The organism is Mesorhizobium sp. M1A.F.Ca.IN.022.07.1.1, from assembly GCF_003997575.1.
GTDB lineage: Bacteria > Pseudomonadota > Alphaproteobacteria > Rhizobiales > Rhizobiaceae > Mesorhizobium.
In genome coordinates, this window is the sequence record NZ_RZST01000035.1 from 1 (window position 1) to 21,167 (window position 21,167).

Consider the following 21,167-nt stretch of genomic DNA (forward strand, 5'->3'; position numbering starts at 1 on the left):
GCATCCAGCCGCCATTGAGCTTCTGGCCGGCGAGGCGGAACTTGAAGGCGCCGGTGCGCAGGCTCTTTTCGACATCCTCCATCGGCGCCCAGGTGCCGGTGTCCCAGACGATCATCGGCCCGCCGCCATACTCGCCCTCGGGGATGACGCCCTCGAAGTCGATATATTCGATCGGATGATCCTCGGTCTCGACCGCGAGGCGCTTGTCGGCCGGATTGAGCGAGGGCCCGCGCGGCACCGCCCAGCTCTTCAGCACGCCGCCGACTTCGAGGCGCAGATCGTAGTGATCGGCGGTGGCGTGGTGCTTGTGGATGACGAAGCGATTGCCGCCGCCGACCTCCGGCCCGCCCGCGGGTTCAGGGGTGCGGGAGAATTCGCGCTTGGCGCGGTAGGTTTTGAGTTGGGGAGCTGGCATGGGTTAAGTGCCGAAGCGCGTAGCCGACAGTGGCAAGGGCCGCGATCCTTCGCGCCCCCGAGCCCGCGCGATCGTCATCCTCGGGCTTGACCCGAGGATCCATGCCGTGACCTTTACCGCCGAGTGCAGCCGAGCAGAACTTGGACCGTCGTGACGCGTCCAGGTCACGGCATGGATCCCAGGGTCTCCGCGACGTCGCTTCGCTCCTGCTCCGCCCTGGGATGACGAAGGCACTCCACTCAATCGTCGGTCGCCGGCGTCAATTCCAGCTCGGCCGGCGTCAGACCCTGCCGCAGCTGGCTCAGCCGGAATTCGTCGACCCAATAGGCCTCGCCGTCGACCAGCACGCGGGCGCTGTAGGTGCCGCCGGAAAAGCTCTGCGCGGTGACGTAGACCTTGTGGCGGTCGAGCGCCTTCTTCACCGCGGCGCGGCGGGATTTTTCTCTGGCGACGGGACTGGCCATGGCTCACTCTGTAGACGCTGGCGCTGAACAGTCTCTAAGGATGAATGAGAGCGGGGGGCGAGTCAATTTGGCGGGGCGACGGAGCGCCAAGCTCCCGTCAAGCGGGCGAGACGGCCGGCAGGCCAGACCAGAGAGGCACCGGAAGGAACGAGGCGTTTGAGCCAATAAGGGCCACCGCTTTGTTGCTATGGATTTCCGAACAAAAAACTACGATGCGTCGGCGGGACAGCGCCCCCTCTGCCTGCCGGGCATCTCCCACCACAACAAGGGGTAGATTGGCTGTCGCGAGCGCCGCGCCCTATCTTGGAGTGCAACGAGGGAAGCACATGTCTCACATCCGGGCGATGACGAAGAACGATCTGCCAGCCGTCTCGCGGCTGCTGGGAGGATCCTGGCGGCGGACCTATTCGCCGATCATGGGTGAGGAAACCGTGGCCCGGCTCTCCGACGAAAAACATGCGCCCGACAAGCTCGCCGAAGAGCTCGCCGACGACAACAAGATGTCGTTCGTGGCCGAGCGGACCGACGGCTCGATCGCCGGCTATGCGATGGCAGCGATGGACGAGAGGGGCGATGTCATGCTCGACCGGCTGCATATCGAGCCGGAAGAGTTCGGCAGCGGCCTCGCCGTCGACCTCTTGCACGCGGTGCTTGCGGCCCATGCCGGCATTCCAAGCATCGCCCTGGAGGTGATCGAGGGCAATGAGCGGGCGATCGCCTTCTACCGCAAGCACGGCTTCGAGGTGGTCGAGCGCCGGCCGACCGCACATGGCGTCGGCGGCCATGCCTCGCTGATCATGCGCCGAATGCTGCCGATGGCTTGAGGCCGCGCTGGACGCATCGCGTCCCGGCATTATAATTTCGCGGGTGCTAATTTCTTACCGGAGACAGATGAATGAGCCTCGGCAAGCAGAAACTCGGCAGCCAGGGGCTCGTCGTGTCGGCCATCGGCCTCGGCTGCATGGGCATGAGCCAATCCTACGGCCCGGCCGACGAAGCGGAGTCGATCGCGACGATCCACCGGGCGATCGAGCTTGGCTGCACCTTCCTCGACACGGCCGAGGTCTACGGGCCTTTCATCAACGAGGAGCTGCTTGGACGCGCGCTGAAGGGCCGGCGCGACGAGGTGACGATCGCGACAAAATTCGGCTTCCGCATCGTCGACGGCAAGCAGGATGGCACCGGGCGCGACAGCCGGCCGGAGCATATCCGCGACGTGGTCGAGGCTTCGCTCATGCGGCTCGCGACCGACCGCATCGACCTGCTCTACCAGCACCGCGTCGATCCTGATGTGCCGATGGAGGATGTCGCGGGCGCAGTCGGCGAGCTGGTTGCGGAGGGCAAGGTGCGCTTCTTCGGCCTGTCGGAGGCGGGGGTTTCCAACATCCGCCGCGCCCATGCCGTGCACCCGGTCTCGGCGCTGCAGAGCGAATATTCGCTGTGGGAGCGCAACCTCGAGCCCGAGATCATCCCGGCGCTTGCAGAATTGGGCATCGGCCTGGTGCCGTTCGCGCCGCTCGGCCGCGGTTTTCTCGCCGGCGACGTCAAGCGGGCGGAAGACTATCCCGAAGGCGATTTCCGGCGCGGCGACCCGCGCTATCAGGGCGAAAATTTCGACGCCAATGTCGCCGCGGCCTCCACGGTCCGCGAGATCGCCGTCGCCAAGGGGGTCAAGCCCGGCCAGGTGGCGCTCGCCTGGCTGCTGGCCAAGGGGCCGGAATTCGGCATCGACATCGTGCCGATCCCCGGCACCAGGCGACAGACCTATCTGGAGGAGAATGTCGCCGCCGCCGACATCAAGCTCGACGCCACCGAGATGCTGGGGCTCGACATGGCGCTGACGCCTGAGAAGGTATCGGGGCCGCGCTATAACGAGCGGACGATGTCGATGGTGGATCGGTAGGCATTCAGCTAATCTCCCTCCTCGAGGGGGAGATCAACTCGGTCGATCCTACTGCTTATTGCAATCCGCCAGCGCCGCCATCGCCTTCTTGGCCTCGGCCTCGCTGGCGTATCTCTTCTTGCCCAGATCGACGACAAGCGTTCCGTCGGGCTTCTTCGGCACGATCTCGCATTGTTTCGAAACGGCGTCCCTGGCGACCCACCATTCCTCGGCCGCGATAGCAGGCAGGCTGGCAATGCCGGTAGCGAGGATAGCGATAGCGACGGTGCGAACCATTCCTGGCCTCCATTGTCGGTTTGCTGGAAAGCAGGCCGGAGCTGCCGGCGCCGTTCGTCGACGGAACAGCACACTGCCTTGGGCAAACGCCCTCCCGGGCCTTCTGTTCCGGCTCAGCCGTGATCTCGGGAGTCACACGCCCGCATGCTGGCGTCCAATCTAACCTTTTGTGAGGATATCGGCCCTAACCTCCGCGCGAGGCAACCAGAGGTTTCACGTGCACGCCCTCGTCGACGATTTTTCCGAGTACCATGTCCCGCCGCGACGCATCCTGATGCACCATCCGCGGCATGGCTCATCGCTGAGGGCACTATCGCAGGAGCGGCTGGTCGAATTGAACTTCCTCGACCTGCCGCATGTCGAGGAATTCTATGCCGAGTACGATGCCTTCGCCGCGTTGGTCGCAAACCATGTCGAGACGCTCTACCTCGAGGACGTGCTCGGCGATCACGTGCCGTACCGATCCGAGTCATCCGTCAACCCCAATCTGATCTTCATGCGCGACAGTTCAGTGACCCTGCCTTGGGCGCCGGCGAAATTCATACCCACACGCCCTGCTCTGCCCAGCCGGGCTGCCGAGGCCGGGATCGTCAGCCATGCGCTGAAGCGGCTCGGCATGGCCCCGCTCACGCATCTGGAGAACGACGAATATCTTGAAGGCGGCGACGTCCTTCCGGTGACGTTCGACGGGCGCCGCGTGCTGCTCGTCGGCTTCGGCGTCAGGACGACCAAGGCGGCAGCTATCAAACTTGCGCTCGATCTCATCCCCGACCATGTCGACTACATCATCGGCCTCTCGCACGATCCGGCGTTGCTGCATCTCGACACCGGCTTCACCGTGCTGCCCAACAAGGTGATCCTGGCCGCCGCGGGCATGTTCGGCGCCGGCTTCCTGATCGATGAGAACCGGCGGCTCAACCCCGTCAATCCGCTCGCCTATGCCGAAGCGCTCGGTTGCTCAATCGTGCGCTGCGACAAGGCCGACGCCATCGCCCATGAACGCTGCAACCTGCTGCCGCTGGGCAACCGCCGCTACCTCGCGTTCGACATGCCGGCAGAACTCAAGGCAACGCTGGAGCAGGCGGCAGGCGTGACCATCGAGCGAGTCAAGGGCACCGAGATCGCCAAGGCCACCGGCGGTGTGCACTGCCTGACGAGGCCGCTTTACTGCTGACGCCGGCGCGGCTCGGACCTTGAATCATCGCGCGGCTCGCAACGTCTGTTTTGTCCTTTGCCGATGAAACCGCTGTGCGGCTTCGACGAACCCGGCAGCCGAGACAGCTGCCCGGCGACGACTGCCAGGCTCTCAAAGCTTGTCGTATTTGATGTTCGAGGCGACGTACTCGTTCTTGAGTCGGCGTTGGCCGCCTTCGAACGGTCCGGTGTTGAAGGCGAACACCCTGAGCTCGGGCATGTTGTCGGCAGTGGCCGTCCGCTTCCAGGCGTTGAGAAAATCGCCGTTCATGGCGGCCAGCTTCTCGAACACCGTCTCCTGCAACATCTCGGCGGGAAACGGCAGCGTCGCGCCCTCCACCAGTTCGACCGCCACCTCCATGCGCTTGTTGTGCGCGGCGTCTTCGTAGGAAATGAGGCGAAAAGTCGACAGTACCGGCGCCAGCACGTCGAGGCCGAACAGGATCTCTCGCAGGCTGTCCGGCGTGACCTTGGCTCCGTAATACTCGATCGACATATCGGAGCGGCCGTAGATGAACAAAAGAGGCAGGTCGAGGATACGGCCGCTGTTCTTCAAAATGTTGCTATGCCCGGCTTCGCGCAGGATGCGCTTCAACTCGCTGAAGCGCAGCACGTGGCCGCGATCGTGGATGTTATAGCGGATCTTGGGCGAGATGTTGTAAGGCCGAGAAATGGTTGCCACCAATTCGCCCCTGGCGTTCTCCTCCAGGTAGTAGGCCAGCGGATTGTACTGGAAGATCATCGGCGTGACGCCGTATTCCGTCCGCACGATGGCCTTGCGCAGCCGCTCGTCGCCGAGCAGCGCGCGGCGCAGGTTGATGGTGAGTTCGCTTTCGAGCGCCAGGTTGACCTCAAGATCGGAGGCGCCGTAGCTGCCGATCACACGCCGGAATTTCTTCAAGAGATAGCCACGGAGGCTCTCCGAGACGCCTTCGCCGCCGAAGGCCGCATCGATGGTATATTTCGACCAGTCCAAGCGCGGGTCGTCGACCAGCGTCTTCAGGAACGGCGGATAGCCCATCACAACATAGCGGAAGCGCGGCCCGAACTCGTTTATGGTGTTGACGATCTTATCGAGGTTCGGCCCCGTCGATTTCAGGATTGTCGTGTCGGTCAGCGAGATCGCCACATTCATGCCTGTCGCCCACGCGCCGAGCGCGAACGCATTGAGGATGAACAGGGTCTCGTCCTCGCCGGTGATGCGCAGGAACGTCATCTGCATCATCTGCTTGGTGATCATCCGCTCGGTCTTGCCGCGCACCCAGCTGGTCGGCATGCCACTGCTGCCGGAGGACTCGTCGACCATCACGCCCATCGACGGCAGCTTGCCATCCAGCAGACGTTCCTCCTGCGGATATTCCTTGACGTAGGATTCCTTGTCCATCTCCGGAATCGAACTGAGGTCGGGCTTCGTCACATGATCGAGCATGATCTCGGGCTTGCCGCCGAGCCGGTCGATATAGTCTCGATAGGCCGGAACCCGCCTGTAGGCATGATAGAAATTCGCCCAGGCGCGCCACGCGCCGATGCCCCAGCGCAGCCGCTCGAAGCCGGGAATGAGCAATATCTTGTAAGCATGCCGCGAAGACGCGAATGCCCGCTCGACGACGTTGACCAGCGCGACAAGCGCAAGGAAGAAGGGCCGTACCGCCCGCTTGATCAGCCGCATAGGATGATGTCCTCGTAGGGGAGCCGGTAGCTCAGCGGCGGCGGCTGGCTCTTGCCCAGCCGGAGCAGCAGCCAGACCATGTCGGCGCCTCCTTTTTCGTCCGGCATCCTGAAATAGCCGATCATGTTGGTGCGCGCCTCGTCTGAGGTGATGACCGAGCCATAAGGCTGCCAGTAATAGCCATGGCGAGTAACGATGAGCCACAGCCGGAACATGGTCGTGCCGGCACGAAACCAGTCCTCCATGGTGACGTAAGGACCGCGCAGCCAGCCGATGGTGCCGACGCCCTTCATGCTGCGGCCGTAGATGAGGCCCACGAGGCTCTTGATGCCGGGCAGGGTCCAGAAGCCAGGCCTGGTGAAGAAGCTTTTGAGCAGAAACGCCGAGAAGCCGAGGCAGCGCGCCGAGAGGCCGTCGCCGGTGATGTCTTCCTCGCGCGTGCCGAAACGCAGCCACCGCACCAGTTCCTTGCGGATGGGCACGTTCTCCATGTCGTGGAAAAGCGCCTGGCGATTGAGCTCGATCACCCAGTCGATCGCCTCGGCGTCGTTGCGCGCCTCGAAGCGATGGCCGGTTCGAAGGGCTTCGGCCTGCATCTCGCCAAGCAGCGTCTGCGGGATCGCGCGACCGTCATAGGGAAGCCGGGAGGTGTGGCGGTCGAGGATCAGCCGGGGATCGAAATCCGCAATCGGCGCGATCGCCGGGCGCAGCGTCAGCCTCGATATGACCTGGGGCGTCTGGGTGTCGCCACCCTTGTACATCGGAGAGAAGTCGGTTGCGCAGTCGAGCTCGAAGCCCAGGCCATGCGCTGCGATTGAACATATCTCGGCAAAGATGCCAGCGGTGAGCCAAGTGAAGCGACCCTCCGGGTCGGCCACATAAAGTCCACGCCGCGGCAGGAACACGATCTCCGCCTCGCGATCGTTTAGGATACGGAGCCGGAAAGGCTGCGTGTTGTGCGGGCTGGGGCAGCTCACCGCATAGCGGGCAATCTTCCGCCATTGTTCCGATGACTTCGCGTCGTCTTCCTGCACGCTATTGCGCTCCGCCAATTTCGACCAGGCAATAGCAAACAAACAATACGAGACGGTAAGTTCAAATGGCTAATGAATACTTTTTAAACACCCTACATCATTCCGGGGCAGCGCCTGAGAAGCGGCACCCCGTTTCGTGCCCATCAACCGCCCGAATGCGGGTCGATGCTGTAGGGATGCACGGGATAGCCTGAGCCGATCGTCCCGCTCACCCGATCGATCCAGGCGCTGACCGCCGGATAGTCGGCAAGCGAAAAGCCGCAATCCTCGGCGCGATGGCCGTAGGCATAGACGGCGATGTCGGCGATGGTGAGCGAGCCGCCGACAAGGAACGGGGTGTCCTGCAGGCTGCGCTCGAGAGCGCCAAGCGCGCGGGCGCCCGCCTCACGCTTGCCGGCCACCATCGGCTGATTGCGGTCCAGCCGCCCGGTCAGCGACCAGAAGCGCAGCGAGCCGATGACCGGCTCGACATAGTACTGCTCGAAGAACAGCCACTGCATGGCCTTGGCGCGCGTGAGCCGGTCCGCCGGCAGGTAGGGCGTCCCCTCCGCGACGCAAGCGAGGATGGCGTTGGATTCGGCGATCGCCGCCCCATTCTCCACGGCGAGCACGGGAACGGCGCCGGCCGGATTGAGCTTCAGGAAGGCCTCCGTACGGCTCTCGCCCTCGAAGATCGAGACGATCCGGGTTTCATAAGCGATGCCGAGCAGGCCAAGCAGGACACGAACCTTCCAGGCATTTTGCGAGGGCAGATAATCGTAGAGCGTGAGCATGGGTGCGTCCCTCCTTGGCCAGGCTGGCTTCGCATGGGGCGCGCGCGGGCGCCACCCGATTTATGCGCCTTGATTTCCTCCCTTGAGGGGGAGATGTCGCCGAAGGCGACAGAGGGGGTCGTCTCCCGTAAATCGTCAGCGTCGTGTTCGTGGCGGACCGCGTAAGGCGCTGCGACCCCTCTGGTCTTCCGACCATCTCCCCCTCAAGGGGGAGATCGGCAGTTCCGCCACGCCTCACCCCGCGATATCCCTCGCCACCGCCTGCGCCTCGATGCCGATCTCGCGCAGCAGGCCGGTGACCGGATTGTAGAAGCCGACGAGGTAGACACCCAGCGCCGTCGCGCGTGGATTCACTCCACTCTTCCCCGGCCGCAGCTCCGCCGGCAGGATGCCGTGATAGCCAGGACGGTAGCCCGTGGCGAAGATTACGGCGTCGAAGTTTTGCTCCTGCCCGCCGGCGAATGTTGCGCCGTCCTCGGTGAAGCGGACGATATCGGGGAGAATGCCGATCGTGCCCGCCTTGATCGCTGCTACAGTTCCGACATCGATGACCGGAATGCGGCCGGCGTCGATCTGCTTGAGGATTCCTTCCTTCGGCCTGACGATGCCGTATCGCTCCAGCCTGCCCAGCGCAAGGTCGAGGATTTTCGGGAACATCCAGTCGTTCAGCGCCCGCGGCATCGGCCGGCTGGCGATGCCGACCATCTGGATCGGCACGCCGAAGAGCTGGCGCGGCACGATGTGGACGCCCTTGCGCACCGAGATCGTCGGATGCGCGCCGCTCTCGGCAAGATCGAGCGCGATCTCTGCGCCGGTGTTGCCCATGCCGACGACCAGCACGTTCTTGGCCGTATAGGGCGTGGCCTCGGTGTAGGCGGCGCTGTGCAGCACCTCTCCCTTGAAGGTTTCGATGCCGGCAAAGGCCGGCGTTATCGGCTCTGCGTTGTTGCCGGTGGCGATGACGATCTTGCGGGCGTTGAAAGGGCCGGCATCGGTCTCGACCACGATTTTTTCGCCCGCCCGGCGGATCGATTTCACCGTGACGCCGAAGCGCGGCTCCAGGCTGAAACGCGCGGCATAGGCATCGAGATAGGCGACCACTTTTTCACGCGGAACGTAGCGTGGGTGGCTTTTCGGGAACGGCAGGAAAGGCAGTGACGAGAAGGACTTCACCGTGTGTAGGTGCAGCCGCCGGTAATGCCGCCGCCAGGCCGGCGCCAGCTCGCTCGCCTTTTCGAGGATGATGAAATCGACTCCGGCCCGCTTCAGGCAGGCCCCGACAGCCAGCCCCGCCGGTCCCGCGCCGACAATGACGACATTGGTATCCAAGGCAGCCTCCTCCCCCAAGGCGAGAAGAAGCTATGCCCGAGGTGTCGGAGGAGCAAGTAGGGGAAATCACCTGGCCTTGCGGGGGTGCACCGAGCGAAATATCTGCCGCCGACGGCGATGGAGGGATCGCTGCGCGTGAAGTGCCGGCGCGTTGCGCGGAGGAATACAACGTCGCTATCTGCGTGAGAGGACCCCTCAGGCGGCTTCGCGGCCATCTCCCCGTCGAGGGCCGTCGAGAGGCGAGATCAGGACCGCGCTCTACTCCGTCCCGCTCGGCGCTTCGGCCTCGTCCTCGGGCGGTTCGAGAATCTCGATCAGCCGCGCTACCCTGGCGCCCGGCATCGCGCGACCCTCGTTCATCAGCGCCTCGTCGGCGCCGATCCAGGCGAAGGCCTCGCGCAATTCCTCGAGGCTGGCGCCGGTGAGCGCGACGTCGGCGATGACGGCCTCGTCGACAGGGCCAAGAACGGAAATGATCTCGTTGCGGGTCATCCTTGTCTCCCTGGGGCGGAACGATGACAAGGAAACGGCGGACGGGTGGAGCGGGTTCCGACGGCGTTGTCTCCGCCTTGTGGGAGAAAGCGCCGCGCGGTCTTTGCTCTTGCCCCGACAACCGCTATGCACGGAGGCTCGTCCCGGAATTCTGCCGAGTCCTCATGAAATCCGTCTTGCTGCTTTCCGCCCTGCTCCTCTCCTCACCCGCCCTCGCCCAATGGAAGCCGAGCGAGAAGGTCGAGACCTATGCGATCTCAGGACAGAGCGTGGAGGCGCTCTATGTCTCGATCGGCGAGAAAGGCCCTGTGATCGGCAGGGACTCGGCCGGCAACGGGCGGCGGGCAATCGCGCAGACCAACTTCAAGCTGACCTGGCAGCGCGATTATCAGACTGAAGGCGACGCCTGCGTGCTGAAGACCGCTCGCCCGAAGCTGATCATCACCTACACGTTGCCGAAGCCCGCCGCAAAACTTGCCCCCGCCGTGCAGGCGCGGTGGGACGCGTTTGCCGCCGGCCTCGCCGCACACGAGAAGGTCCACGGCGCCGGCATCGTCGACATGGTGGACAAGATCGTCGCCTTCAGCACCGGCCTCACCGTTGCCGACGACCCCGGCTGCACCAAGATCAGGGCGGAGCTGACGAATTATCTCGACCAGCTTTCCAAGGCGCAGCGCCGGGCCAGCGGCGACTTCGACAAGGTCGAGTTCGGTCCGGGCGGGAACTTGCAGAAGCTGATTGCGGCGTTTCTGATCGGCGGGTGAACACGGCCAAGGAGCGGCCGCGCCCTTCCCGCGGTGGCAGCAGGGCCACACCGGAAGCACCGCTATCAGCATTACCGCATCTCGAATGGGACAGCTGCCAATCCCGTCTGCGCGGAAACGGGCACTGTCGGCTCTTTCTCGGCTAGGTTGAAATCTACACCTTAGTACTTGCTAATGCGCATTCAGCGCTCTTCACCGACTGATCGGCGGCCACGCGGCACGGCCCTGGATTGACTTAGCTCACGGCAGGCTTGGCTCATTTGTCCTTTGAGACGAAAGTCTAAGGGCATGCGCCGCAGCTTTACAGGCGGGTTTGGTAGCGCTACCGTTTCACAGTCGCGTGACCCGGGGGGAGCTGGGGCAAACGTCGCCGACGCCAGTGGTGGATGCTTGCCGGCATCCGTTTCAGCCACACCTTGATTGGAAACGGCTCCCCGCGAAACCCGCAGGGACCATCGGGAGGAGTTCGATGGCGTCTGTCGCGATTGGCGATGTCTACAAGTCGTTCGGAGCCACCCAGATCCTGCACGGCGTCAGCGTCGACATAGAGGACGGCGAGTTCGTCACGCTGGTCGGGCCGTCGGGATGCGGAAAATCGACGCTTCTGCGGATGATTGCCGGGCTGGAAAAAATCTCCCGCGGCCATATTTCGATCGGCAGCCGTGTCGTCAACGATGTTGCGCCGAAGGAGCGCGACGTGGCCATGGTCTTCCAGAACTACGCGCTCTATCCGCACATGACCGTTGCCGAGAACATGGCGTTCTCGCTCATGCTGAAGGGAGTGGCCAAGGCGGAGAGCGATGCCGGGGTGAAGCGGGCGGCCGAGATCCTCGGGCTGGTGCCGCTTCTGTCGCGTTATCCGCGCCAGCTTTCGGGCGGCCAGCGGCAGCGCGTCGCCATGGGCCGGGCGATCGTGCGCAATCCGCAGGTGTTTTTGTTCGACGAGCCGCTCAGCAATCTTGACGCCAAGCTGAGGGTCCAGATGCGCGCCGAGATCAAGGAACTGCACCAGCGGCTGAAGACGACGACGATCTATGTCACGCACGATCAGATCGAGGCCATGACCATGGCCGACAAGATCGTCGTCATGCATGACGGCCTCGTCGAGCAAATCGGGCCGCCGCTCGAGCTCTACGACCGGCCGAACAACCTCTTCGTCGCGAGCTTCATCGGCTCGCCGGCCATGAACCTGCTCAAGGGCACATTCGCCAATGACGGCGCGCCGTCGTCGTTCCGGGGCGCGGGTGGCGTCTCCGTGCCTCTGTCGAAACCACCCGCGATCGGCAACGGCGAAGCCGTCGTGCTCGGCGTTCGGCCCGAGCATCTGCGGCTGGCCGAGGACGGCATTCCGGTCACCGTGGTGGTGATCGAGCCGACCGGCTCGGAAGTGCAGATCATCGGACGGACGGCCGGCGGAGAGGATATCGTCGCCAATTTCCGCGAACGCCATTCCTTCGCGCCGGGAGAAACCATCCGGCTGTCGGTGGAACCCGGCCCCATTCATCTGTTTCACGGCGAAACGGGCCAGCGGATCGAAGCGGCGCCATAGACCACGCAACGAGGAAACCCACAGGAGGAGACGAGCATGAAGTTCACCAGACGCGACGTGATCCGCACGACCGCCGGCGCGGCCGCCGGGGCCTTGGGCAGCCGCTTCGTCGGCTCGAGCGCCTTCGCCCAGGAGGGCCTCACCTACAAGCCGGAGGAAGGCGCCAAGCTCCGGCTGCTGCGCTGGTCGCCTTTCGTGCAGGGCGACGAGGACCAATGGCTGAAGAATACGAAGCGGTTCACCGAGGCGACCGGCGTGGAGGTGCGCGTCGACAAGGAGAGCTGGGAAGACATCCGGCCCAAGGCGGCCGTCGCCGCCAATGTCGGCTCCGGTCCCGACCTGATGTTCGTCTGGTTCGATGACCCACACCAATATCCCGACAAGCTGCTCGACGTGACCGAACTCGGCGACCATCTCGGCAAGAAGTATGGCGGCTGGCACGACGGCCCGAAGCAGTATGCGACGCGCGAGGGCAAGTTCCTCGGCCTGCCGCTCGCCACCATCGGCAACGCCATCGTCTATCGCGAAAGCTGGGTGAAGGAGGCCGGCTTCTCGGAATTCCCGAAGGACACGGCGGGTTTCCTCGACCTGTGCAAGGCGCTGAAGGCAAAGGGCCATCCCGCCGGGTTCACCCATGGCCACGGCGTCGGCGACGGCAACAACTATGCGCATTGGCTGCTATGGAGCCATGGCGGCCAGATGGTCGACGAAGCCGGCAAGGTGACGATCAACAGCCCCGAGACGCTGAAGGCGATCCAGTATGCGCAGGAGCTCTACAAGACCTTCATCCCCGGCACGGAAAGCTGGCTCGACGTCAACAACAACCGCGCCTTCCTGGCCGGCGAAATAAGCGTGATCGCCAACGGCATCTCGGCCTACAACACCGCCAAGGTCAACAAGGACAACGACCCGAAGCTGGCCGAGATAGCCAAGGACATCCGCACCACCAATCTGCCGATCGGTCCGGTCGGGAAATCGGTCGAGCTGTTCCAGGTGACCACGGCCGTCATCTTCAACTACACGCCCTACCCCAATGCGGCCAAAGCCTATCTGCAGTTCATGTTCGAGGACCCGCAGATGTCGGACTGGATCACGTCGTCGGCCGGCTATTGCTGCCAGACGCTGAAGGCTTTCGACAACAATCCGGTGTGGAAGGCCGACCCGAACAATGCCGCTTACGCGAAAGCTTCGGCGACGCTGCGACCCAACGGCTATGCCGGGCCGCTCGGCTATGCCTCGGCCGCGACCATGGCCGATTATGTGCTGGTCGACATGTTCGCCAAGGCGGTGACGGGACAGGCGACGCCGCAAGAGGCGATGGAAGAGGCCGAAAAGCGCGCCAACCGCTATTATCGCGTCTGATCCTGCCGGGCACCTGAAGCAAGGGTGGCCGCGTCGGGATCTTCCGGGGCACGGAAGGACCACGCGGCCACCACCACTCCACCGCATGTTGCGAGGAATCCGCGCCCATGGCCGTGTCATCCGTTGCCGTTCAGCGGCGTCCGTCGATGCTTTCGCGACTTGCCGAGAGCCGGAACACTCTTGGTCTCGGCTTCATGCTGCCGGCGGCGGCGCTGCTCCTGGTCTTTCTCACCTATCCGCTGGGACTCGGCGTCTGGCTTGGCTTCACCGACACACGCATCGGCCGGCCCGGCATCTATATCGGTGTCGAGAACTATGAATATCTCTGGAGCGACAGCGTGTTCTGGCTGTCGGTCTTCAACACCGTGCTCTACACGGTCAGCGCTTCGATCCTGAAATTCGTGCTCGGCCTCTGGCTGGCTCTCATCCTCAACGAGAAGCTGCCCTTCAAGTCGTTCTTCCGCGCGGTGGTGCTGCTGCCCTGGGTGGTGCCTACGGTGCTGTCGGCCATCGCCTTCTGGTGGATCTACGATTCGCAGTTCTCGATCCTGTCCTGGGCGCTGCAGCAGATGGGGCTGATCGACCACCGCATCAACTTCCTTGGCGATCCGACCAACGCGCGCGCTTCCGTCATCGCGGCCAATGTCTGGCGCGGCATCCCGTTCGTCGCCATCACGCTGCTTGCCGGCCTGCAGACCATCCCGCAGTCGCTCTATGAAGCCGCCACGCTGGACGGCGCCAGCCGCTGGCAGTTGTTTCGCCATGTGACGCTGCCGCTTTTGACGCCCATCATCGCCATCACCATGACCTTCTCGGTGCTCTTCACCTTCACCGATTTCCAGCTGATCTATGTGCTGACCCGCGGCGGGCCGGTGAACGCCACCCACCTGATGGCGACCTTGTCCTTCCAGCGCGGCATTGCCGGCGGCCAGCTCGGCGAAGGCGCGGCAATCGCGGTCGCCATGATCCCCTTCCTGCTGGCGGCGATCCTGTTCAGCTATTTCGGCCTGCAACGGCGCAGGTGGCAGCAAGGCGGCGGAGACTGATATGGCCGCGATCAGAGAAGTCGAGCGCCTGGACACCGACGAAGGCGGCATGGGCTACCTGCAGAGCCTGCCGCGCCGGGTGGTCACGGTCTATCTGCCGCTGCTGGTGTTTCTCATCGTGCTGCTGTTTCCATTCTATTGGATGACGATCACGGCGGTTAAGCCCAATGTCGAGATGACGGATTCTGTGAACTACAATCCGTTCTGGGTCGTGCATCCGACGCTGGAGCACATACGCTATTTGCTCCTGGAGACCTCCTATCCCGGCTGGCTGCTCAACACGGTGATCATATCGACGGCGGCCACCTTCCTGTCGCTGGCGGCTGCGGTGCTCGCCGCCTATGCGATCGAGCGGCTGCGGTTCTCCGGCGCCCGCCAAGTCGGCCTTGCCGTCTTCCTCGCCTATCTGGTGCCGCCCTCGATCCTGTTCATCCCGCTGTCGGTGATGGTGTTCAACCTCGGTCTCTACGACACGCCCTTCGCGCTGATCCTCACCTACCCGACCTTCCTGATCCCGTTCTGCACCTGGCTGTTGATGGGCTACTTCCGTTCGATCCCCTTCGAATTGGAGGAATGCGCGCTTATCGACGGCGCCACCCGCTGGCAGATCCTGACCAAGATCGTGCTGCCGCTTTCGGTGCCGGGCCTGATCTCGGCCGGCATATTCGCCTTCACGCTGTCCTGGAACGAATTCATCTACGCGCTGACCTTCATCCAGTCGTCGGAGAAGAAGACGGTGCCAGTCGGCGTGCTCACCGAGCTCGTCCGCTCAGACGTCTACGAATGGGGAGCGCTGATGGCGGGCGCGCTGATCGGCTCGCTGCCGGTGGTGGTGCTTTATTCGTTCTTCGTCGAGCACTACGTCTCCTCGATGACGGGCGCGGTGAAGGAATAGCGTCCGCTTTGGCGGTCATGGCCATTGCACGAGGCACCCGCCGATCGATGGATTTTAGCGGATCGGCACCAGCATGGCAGCCTCGCGGATGACGCGGATGGCGTCCGGATTGGTGACGGGATAGCACCGGCCGCGATCGACAGCGGCGCCAAGCGGCATTTCGAGAAAACGAAGCTGCAACTCATCGCCGCCGGTTTCGAACTCATGCCCGTCGATGCCCAGCCCCGATGCTCCGACGGGGTGGCGAGCAAGTAGCCGAGGGGGTGGTGCGTCGCGCTTTCTCCCCCGCTAGCTAGGGGCCGCTAGGGGGAGATAACGGCGCCCGCCGCCGCGCTAAAAACTGATCTCCACCGCCGGCGCACTACGCTTCGCCTCGCCATGAAACACCGCCTCGATGTTGCTGCCGTCGGGGTCGAGCAGGAAGGCGGCGTAGTAGCCGGGGTGGTAGGGACGCTCGCCTGGCGCGCCGTTGTCCTTGCCGCCGGCGGCGAGGCCCGCCTGTTAGAAGGCGTCGACCATGGCGCGGTCCTTGGCCTGGAAGGCGAGATGGTGACGGCCGGTGAGCACGCCCTGGGCCGCGCGGCTATCGGCGCTGGAAACGAACAGTTCGTCCGCCCAGAAATAATCCTCGGCCTCGCCGCCGATCGGGATGCCCAGCACTTCGAGCACCGCGCCGTAGAAACGCCGGCTCGCCTTGACGTCGCGCACCACCAGATGAAGGTGGTCGATGAGCCGGCCGCGATAGAGTTGCATGGCGTGTTGCCTCCTCCCGATTGCAGCGGCTCAATCTAGAAGGGCCTGGTGCGCGGTCAATGTGGGTGCGGAAGACTGCTGACAGGTAGAGAGATCGGCGCGAGGCACCCCCCTCTGTCCTGCCGGACATCTCCCCCTCAAGTGGGGAGATCAGTTTCTTCGCGGGTTTCGCCAATCACCGACGTTGTAAGGAGAGGCGCGGATCACGACACAGCCGATTCTCCGCTCTTGAGGGGAGATGCCCGGCAGGGCAGAGGGGGGCGTGACGGAGCGCCGACGTTGGCGACGATAACGCGTCCGAAAAATCCGGATAAAAAATGCAACCAGATTGTAGGATCGGTGTCCGCAGCGGCGTCCTTCGGACGCAAGCGGCGCGATGGACCTGGAAAAACCGTGCCGCATCAAACAGGATGCCTTAGGGCACGGGAGAAAATCATGAATCCTTCCTATCGTTGGGTCATCGTCGCGGCCGGCGCGCTGATGACCTGTGTGGCGCTCGGCGCGATGTTCTCGCTGGCGATCTTTCTCGAGCCGATGTCGATCGACACCGGCTGGTCGCGCGCCGGCATTTCCAGCGCCATGACGCTGAATTTTCTGGTGATGGGCGTCGGCGGCTTCGCCTGGGGCGCGATCTATGACCGCGTCGGTGCCCGCCCCGTCGTGCTTGCCGGCGCGGTGCTGCTCGGGCTGGCGCTGGTGGTGGCGAGCCGAGCCAACTCGCTGCTGATCTTCCAGCTCAGCTACGGCGTGATCGTCGGGCTGGCGGCCAGCGCGTTCTTCGCGCCTATGATCGCGCTCACCACCGCCTGGTTCGACACCAACCGTAGCCTTGCCGTGTCGCTGGTTTCGGCCGGCATGGGAGTGGCGCCGATGACCATCTCGCCCTTCGCGCGCTGGCTGATCTCGGCCTATGACTGGCGAACCGCCATGTTCGACATCGGCGTCATGGCCTGGGTGCTCCTGCTGCCCGCCGTCTTCCTGGTACGCCAGCCGCAGGTGGCTGGCGCGGCGGCCGACAGCGGCATGCCGGCGCGTGCCGCCGACGATCCCGGCATGAGCGTCGGCCAGGCGCTGCGCTCGCCGCAGTTCCTGGTGCTGGGCATGACCTTCTTCGCCTGCTGCGCGGCGCATTCGGGGCCGATCTTCCACATGGTCAGCTATGCGATGGCCTGCGGCGTTGCGCCGATGGCTGCCGTCTCGATCTATAGCGTCGAGGGCCTTGCCGGCCTTGGCGGACGCCTGCTCTACGGCGTGCTCGGCGACCGGCTGGGGGTCAAGCCGGTGCTGATCACCGGCCTTGCCATCCAGGCCGCCGTGATCGCCGCCTATCTCGCGGTCGGCCGGCTCGAGCAGTTCTACGTGCTGGCCGTCATCTTCGGCGCCACCTACGGCGGCGTCATGCCGCTCTATGCGGTGCTGGCACGCGAATATTTCGGGCCGCGCATCATCGGCACGGTGTTCGGCGCCGCCACCATGCTCTCCAGCCTCGGCATGTCGTTCGGCCCGCTCGCCGGCGGCATGATCTACGACGCCTATGCCAGCTATTCCTGGCTGTTCATCGGCTCGGCGCTGGTCGGCCTGGGCGCCGCCGGCATCGCGATCGCCTTCCCGCCGCAGCCGAGCCGGCAGCGGCTGCAGATGGCATAGCGAGATGAATCTCCCTCCTCGAGGGGGAGATGTCGCCGAAGGCGACAGAGGGGGTCGCGGCGCGTCAAGCGCCGACGCCCCTCTCCGTCGCATGGGGCGCCGGCGATCCACGCTCGGACCTGCCCTGCCGGCATCTCCCCTCGAGTTGCCCGCACCGCCGACGCGAAATCCATTGCCCGACGACGGCGAGTGTGAAACTCTCCGTGAGAGAAAGACGCTGCATCTGAATGCCGGCCGGGCCGGCGCCATCCGCGGTCGGGGATATTGCAGTGGACACAGGCCTGGAAGCCGCAGAAGCAAGGAATTGGTCCCGCCTGCTGGTCGCGGCCGAGAGCGGCGATGCCGAAGCCTCGCGCGCGCAGCTCGCGGCGGGCGCGGATATCAACCAGACCGATGAAGACGGCTGGTCAAGCCTGCACCTCGCCGCGCATAACGGCCGCACCGCCGTGCTCGAAACCTTGATCGGCCACCCGGCGGTCGACGTGAACTGCAGAAACAAATGGAAGAGCACGCCATTGAGCTTGGCCGCGGCCAGGGGTCACCTCGCCTGCATCCAGTCGCTGCTGAAGCATCCGCAGATCGATATCGACGCCCGCGCCGACTATTACGGCAGGACGCCGCTCATCGAAGCCGCAAGGAACGGGCATCTCGATATCGTCAAGCTGCTGGTCGAGCATGGCGCCGACGTCAATCTCGCCGACAAGACGGGACGCAACAGCGCGCTCATCGAGGCGATCAAGGGACGCCACTTCGAAGTCGCGCAATATCTGCTGGAATCCCGCAAGGTGAACTTCCTCAACAGGGACATGCGGCTCAATGCGCTGATCTGGGCCGGCAGCACGCGCAACGCCGAGCTCATCGGCAAGCTGGACGCCGCGATCCATCGCTTTTTCGAAGGCAAGTGAAGCGCGGCCGTCAGCCATTGGAACCGTCAGGCCGAAGCTGCCCTCAGCCCGTGCCCGTACCTGACCTCAGCGCCTCCCTGCCCTCGTCGTCGCGGCGCAGCCGCGCGTCGGAGATCAGCATCACCGGGCATGGGCAGCGCTGCAGCACGCCGCTCGTCGTCTCGCCGAAGATGAGCTCCTCGCCGGGCCGCCGCGCCACGCCCATGACGATCAGCGCCACGTTCCTGCCCGCCTGACGGGCAATGGCATCGGCGGCGGCGGCCCTTGAGCGGATGGCAGTCTCGATCTCGACGCCATAACGGTCGGCAAGCGCGACAATGTCCTTCAGCACAGCCTCCCTGCGGCGATGCGAGACGGTGTCGCGCGGTTCGTCGCGACCCGGACGCGCGACATAGAGGACCTTGACCGGCGCGCCGGTGACGGAGGCGACGGCAAGCGCGAGTTCCGCGCCGCGGCGCGCATTCGCCGTGCCGTTGACCGGCACCAGGATCCTGCCGGATCCCGGCCCAAGGCGCGGCATCTGCCGGCCGGCGCCGGCCGGCTTCAGCACCAGGCAGAGCGGGCCCTCGAAGGCGCCCGCGACCTCGTTCAGCCGGCGCGAGAAGCCGCCCTTCGCCGTCACCGCTCGGCCGAGGCCGATGAGCAGCATGCCGTAGCCCTTGCGCGCCTCCTTGGCGACCGCCTCGGCGGAGAGCGGAGCGTCATGCAGGCGGCGTGTGAGGGGGACTTCGTGCGCAGGCTCCTCGTCGGCTTCCTTCGCCGCCTCGCGGCCCTGCTCAGCGCCCTTCTCGATCTCGTCCAGATGCGCCGCCTCGACGGGGTCGGCTTCGCTTTCGCCGCTTGTACGGAGTACGGTCGTCGGCTTGCCGGCTCCGATGACACCGGCGAGGTAGGCGGCGAAGCGGCCGACGACGCCCTCGTCGACCACCACCAGCAGCCGCTCCAGATTGGTGATGAAGCCGCGCTGGTCGACCTCCTCGCGCTCCAGCCTTTTCTTTTCCGCCTCCCCCATCGGCAGCCGCCCCAGCGCCCAGCGCAGCGTCGGCGGCATGGCCAAGGTGGTGATGACGGCCATGGTGACGATCATGGTGAAAAGCGTGTGCGAGATCACGCCGATCGACAGACCGATCGAGGCGACGATGACCTCGGTCGAGCCTCGCGCATTCATGCCGCAGCCGACGGCAATGCCCTCGGTGCGGCTCATGCCCGCGACCTCCGCGCCGATGAAGGCGCCGCCGAACTTGCCGAGGCTGGCGATCGCCACCAGCGCCACGGTGAGCAGTGCAAGCTCGGGATCGACGAGCACTGTCAGGTCGGCTGAGAGACCGGCGACGCCGAAGAAGACCGGCATGAAGAGTGCCGTGATCACGCCGCGCAATTGCCCCTCGATGTGACGCGACAGGATCGGCGACTCGCCGACCAATATGCCGGCGACGAAGGCACCAAGCACCGTATGCACGCCGATCAAGTCGGTAACCAGCGCCATGCCGCCCATGATGGCGAGGATGACGGTGACCACTGCGTATTCCGAGCGGAAGGTGTCGTTGGTCCAGCGGATGGCATCGAAGACGATGCGGCGGCCGAGCGTGAAGGAAAAGGCCATGAAGGCGGCGACGCCGGCGAGCGTGAAGGCGAGGCTGGCGAGCTCGATGCGGCCATGCGTGGCGATGCCGATGGTGATGGCGATGATCACCCAGCCGATCGTGTCCTCGATGATGGCCGAGGAGACGATGATCTGGCCGAGGTCGCGGCGCATGAAGTTCATCTCGCGCACCACCATGGCGACGATCTTGACCGAAGAGATCGAAAGCGCGGTGCCCAGAAACAGGCCGGAGACGATGCGCTCGCTGCCGGTGGCAAGCAGCGAGGCCGGCATGAACTGTGCGGCCACGAAGCCGAGCGCGAAAGGCACGGCGACGCCGGTGGCGGAGATGGAAAAGCAGGCGCGGCCGACGCGGCGCACCAGCCTCAGGTCCGTCTCCATGCCGGTCAGCAGCAGAAGCATCAGCACGCCGAACTGGGCGATGGCGTTGATCATCGACTTCTGCGCGGCATCGCCGGCAAAGACCAGCCGCTCGGCCGCGGGCCATAGCCAGCCGAGCAGCGAGGGCCCGAGCAGGATGCCGCCGATCAGCTGTCCCATCACCGCCGGCTGGCCGAGGCGCTCCAGCAATTCGCCGATGCCTCGGCCGACGACGAGCAGCAAGATGACTTCGAGAACGAAGATGCCTTCGCTCGACATGCCGGTTTTTTCGGCGGCGAAGGCGGCGGCCGGCATCGATGCAAGCGCCGCCGCGGCAAGCGCGAGAGAAACCGGCCGGCGCCGGTTGGGCATGAAGGACAATTGCCGCACCCCTCGATTATCCTCGCCACAACGGTTTCGCACATGCATCGGTTGCACGGCGGTGGAACTGCCACTCTCTCCCGTTGTGGGGGCGATGTCCGGCAGGACGGGGGGGGCGCCGTGGAGGACCAACGTCGATTCAACCTATCTCCAAAGCAGGCCACTTTTAACCGTGATGGAGGTGCCTGCAAGGGCTGGGATGCCGGCGGGACAGCGCCTCCTCTACCCTGCCGGACATCTCCTTCACAACGCGAGAGAGTGGCAACTCCGGCGCCGGCCGCCTCTCTCAAGCAGCTTCGACGTCGCGTACAATTCGATTCAAATGCTGCCGCCCATCTTTGCTTGTCGGTAAA

General features: G+C 64.6%; 20 protein-coding genes and 1 pseudogene. 10 read left to right on the forward strand and 11 right to left on the reverse strand.

Annotated elements, in window-relative coordinates; translation table 11 throughout:
• Together EOA75_RS06825 and EOA75_RS06830 are read right to left on the reverse strand one after the other, a co-directional pair.
• Positions 1-415, reverse strand: a 415-nt coding sequence (locus tag EOA75_RS06825) for a DNA polymerase ligase N-terminal domain-containing protein (RefSeq protein WP_281058521.1), incomplete at its 3' end; no start/stop codon positions are given.
• A gap of 239 nt (positions 416-654) precedes the next feature.
• Positions 655-879, reverse strand: a complete 225-nt coding sequence (locus EOA75_RS06830; protein WP_067322499.1) for a hypothetical protein — start codon at positions 877-879, stop codon at positions 655-657.
• 326 nt (positions 880-1,205) lie between these two features.
• Between EOA75_RS06830 and EOA75_RS06835 the strand changes: the two genes are divergently transcribed.
• Together EOA75_RS06835 and EOA75_RS06840 are read left to right on the forward strand one after the other, a co-directional pair.
• Positions 1,206-1,703, forward strand: coding sequence for an N-acetyltransferase (locus EOA75_RS06835; protein WP_127323917.1), 498 nt, complete (start codon positions 1,206-1,208; stop codon positions 1,701-1,703).
• 71 nt (positions 1,704-1,774) lie between these two features.
• A complete protein-coding gene (locus tag EOA75_RS06840) occupies positions 1,775-2,782 on the forward strand; it encodes an aldo/keto reductase (RefSeq protein ID WP_127323918.1) in 1,008 nt (335 codons plus the stop codon).
• A 48-nt stretch (positions 2,783-2,830) separates the two neighbouring features.
• Here the strand turns inward: EOA75_RS06840 and EOA75_RS06845 are convergent, their stop codons facing one another.
• Positions 2,831-3,058 (reverse strand): hypothetical protein, encoded by a 228-nt coding sequence (locus EOA75_RS06845; protein WP_127323919.1) that lies wholly within the window; start codon positions 3,056-3,058, stop codon positions 2,831-2,833.
• Positions 3,059-3,275: 217 nt separating this feature from the next.
• Here EOA75_RS06845 and EOA75_RS06850 point away from each other — a divergent pair, with 217 nt between their 5' ends.
• Positions 3,276-4,232 (forward strand): arginine deiminase family protein, encoded by a 957-nt coding sequence (locus EOA75_RS06850; RefSeq protein ID WP_127323920.1) that lies wholly within the window; start codon positions 3,276-3,278, stop codon positions 4,230-4,232.
• Between the two features lie 132 nt (positions 4,233-4,364).
• On the opposite strand, the gene EOA75_RS06855 is transcribed toward EOA75_RS06850, so the two are convergent.
• From EOA75_RS06855 to EOA75_RS06875, 5 genes are all read right to left on the reverse strand, one after another.
• The gene (locus EOA75_RS06855) at positions 4,365-5,921 is read right to left on the reverse strand and encodes a CoF synthetase (RefSeq protein ID WP_127323921.1); all 1,557 of its coding nucleotides are present in this window, start codon (positions 5,919-5,921) and stop codon (positions 4,365-4,367) included.
• Complete coding sequence (locus tag EOA75_RS06860) at positions 5,912-6,955, reverse strand: hypothetical protein (protein ID WP_127242167.1); 1,044 nt, start codon at positions 6,953-6,955, stop codon at positions 5,912-5,914. Before EOA75_RS06860 ends, EOA75_RS06855 begins: the two co-directional genes overlap by 10 nt.
• Positions 6,956-7,098: 143 nt before the next feature.
• Positions 7,099-7,728: a glutathione S-transferase family protein gene (locus EOA75_RS06865; RefSeq protein ID WP_095801398.1), complete on the reverse strand. Its 630-nt coding sequence runs from the start codon at positions 7,726-7,728 to the stop codon at positions 7,099-7,101.
• Positions 7,729-7,962: 234 nt separating this feature from the next.
• Positions 7,963-9,057 carry an NAD(P)/FAD-dependent oxidoreductase gene (locus tag EOA75_RS06870; protein ID WP_127323922.1) on the reverse strand — a complete coding sequence of 365 codons (1,095 nt, stop codon included), beginning with the start codon at positions 9,055-9,057 and terminating at the stop codon, positions 7,963-7,965.
• Positions 9,058-9,315: 258 nt separating this feature from the next.
• On the reverse strand, positions 9,316-9,549 hold the full coding sequence (locus EOA75_RS06875) for a hypothetical protein (RefSeq protein WP_067001193.1): 234 nt from the start codon (positions 9,547-9,549) through the stop codon (positions 9,316-9,318).
• A gap of 164 nt (positions 9,550-9,713) precedes the next feature.
• On the opposite strand from EOA75_RS06875, the gene EOA75_RS06880 reads away from it, so the two are divergent.
• The 5 genes from EOA75_RS06880 (at position 9,714) to EOA75_RS06900 (ending at position 15,165) form a co-directional block, all read left to right on the forward strand.
• The gene (locus EOA75_RS06880; protein WP_127214330.1) at positions 9,714-10,313 is read left to right on the forward strand and encodes a DUF922 domain-containing protein; all 600 of its coding nucleotides are present in this window, start codon (positions 9,714-9,716) and stop codon (positions 10,311-10,313) included.
• Positions 10,314-10,782: 469 nt separating this feature from the next.
• Positions 10,783-11,862, forward strand: a complete 1,080-nt coding sequence (gene ugpC, locus EOA75_RS06885) for a sn-glycerol-3-phosphate ABC transporter ATP-binding protein UgpC (RefSeq protein WP_067001190.1) — start codon at positions 10,783-10,785, stop codon at positions 11,860-11,862.
• A 36-nt stretch (positions 11,863-11,898) separates the two neighbouring features.
• Positions 11,899-13,224: an ABC transporter substrate-binding protein gene (locus EOA75_RS06890; protein ID WP_127214326.1), complete on the forward strand. Its 1,326-nt coding sequence runs from the start codon at positions 11,899-11,901 to the stop codon at positions 13,222-13,224.
• 107 nt (positions 13,225-13,331) lie between these two features.
• On the forward strand, positions 13,332-14,270 hold the full coding sequence (locus EOA75_RS06895; protein ID WP_095801403.1) for a sugar ABC transporter permease: 939 nt from the start codon (positions 13,332-13,334) through the stop codon (positions 14,268-14,270).
• 1 nt (position 14,271) lies between these two features.
• Positions 14,272-15,165 (forward strand): carbohydrate ABC transporter permease, encoded by an 894-nt coding sequence (locus tag EOA75_RS06900; RefSeq protein WP_127323923.1) that lies wholly within the window; start codon positions 14,272-14,274, stop codon positions 15,163-15,165.
• Between the two features lie 54 nt (positions 15,166-15,219).
• On the opposite strand, the gene EOA75_RS35555 is transcribed toward EOA75_RS06900, so the two are convergent.
• Together EOA75_RS35555 and EOA75_RS06905 are read right to left on the reverse strand one after the other, a co-directional pair.
• On the reverse strand, positions 15,220-15,345 hold the full coding sequence (locus tag EOA75_RS35555) for a hypothetical protein (protein WP_259979814.1): 126 nt from the start codon (positions 15,343-15,345) through the stop codon (positions 15,220-15,222).
• Positions 15,346-15,498: 153 nt separating this feature from the next.
• Positions 15,499-15,918: pseudogene (locus EOA75_RS06905) on the reverse strand (VOC family protein).
• A 435-nt stretch (positions 15,919-16,353) separates the two neighbouring features.
• Between EOA75_RS06905 and EOA75_RS06910 the strand changes: the two are divergent.
• Together EOA75_RS06910 and EOA75_RS06915 are read left to right on the forward strand one after the other, a co-directional pair.
• Entirely contained in the window at positions 16,354-17,565 is a 1,212-nt protein-coding gene (locus EOA75_RS06910) for an MFS transporter (protein WP_127323924.1), read from the forward strand.
• A gap of 269 nt (positions 17,566-17,834) precedes the next feature.
• A complete protein-coding gene (locus tag EOA75_RS06915) occupies positions 17,835-18,470 on the forward strand; it encodes an ankyrin repeat domain-containing protein (RefSeq protein WP_127323925.1) in 636 nt (211 codons plus the stop codon).
• A gap of 43 nt (positions 18,471-18,513) precedes the next feature.
• Here the strand turns inward: EOA75_RS06915 and EOA75_RS06920 are convergent, their stop codons facing one another.
• Positions 18,514-20,823 (reverse strand): cation:proton antiporter, encoded by a 2,310-nt coding sequence (locus tag EOA75_RS06920; protein WP_245466584.1) that lies wholly within the window; start codon positions 20,821-20,823, stop codon positions 18,514-18,516.
• Positions 20,824-21,167 lie beyond the last annotated feature (344 nt).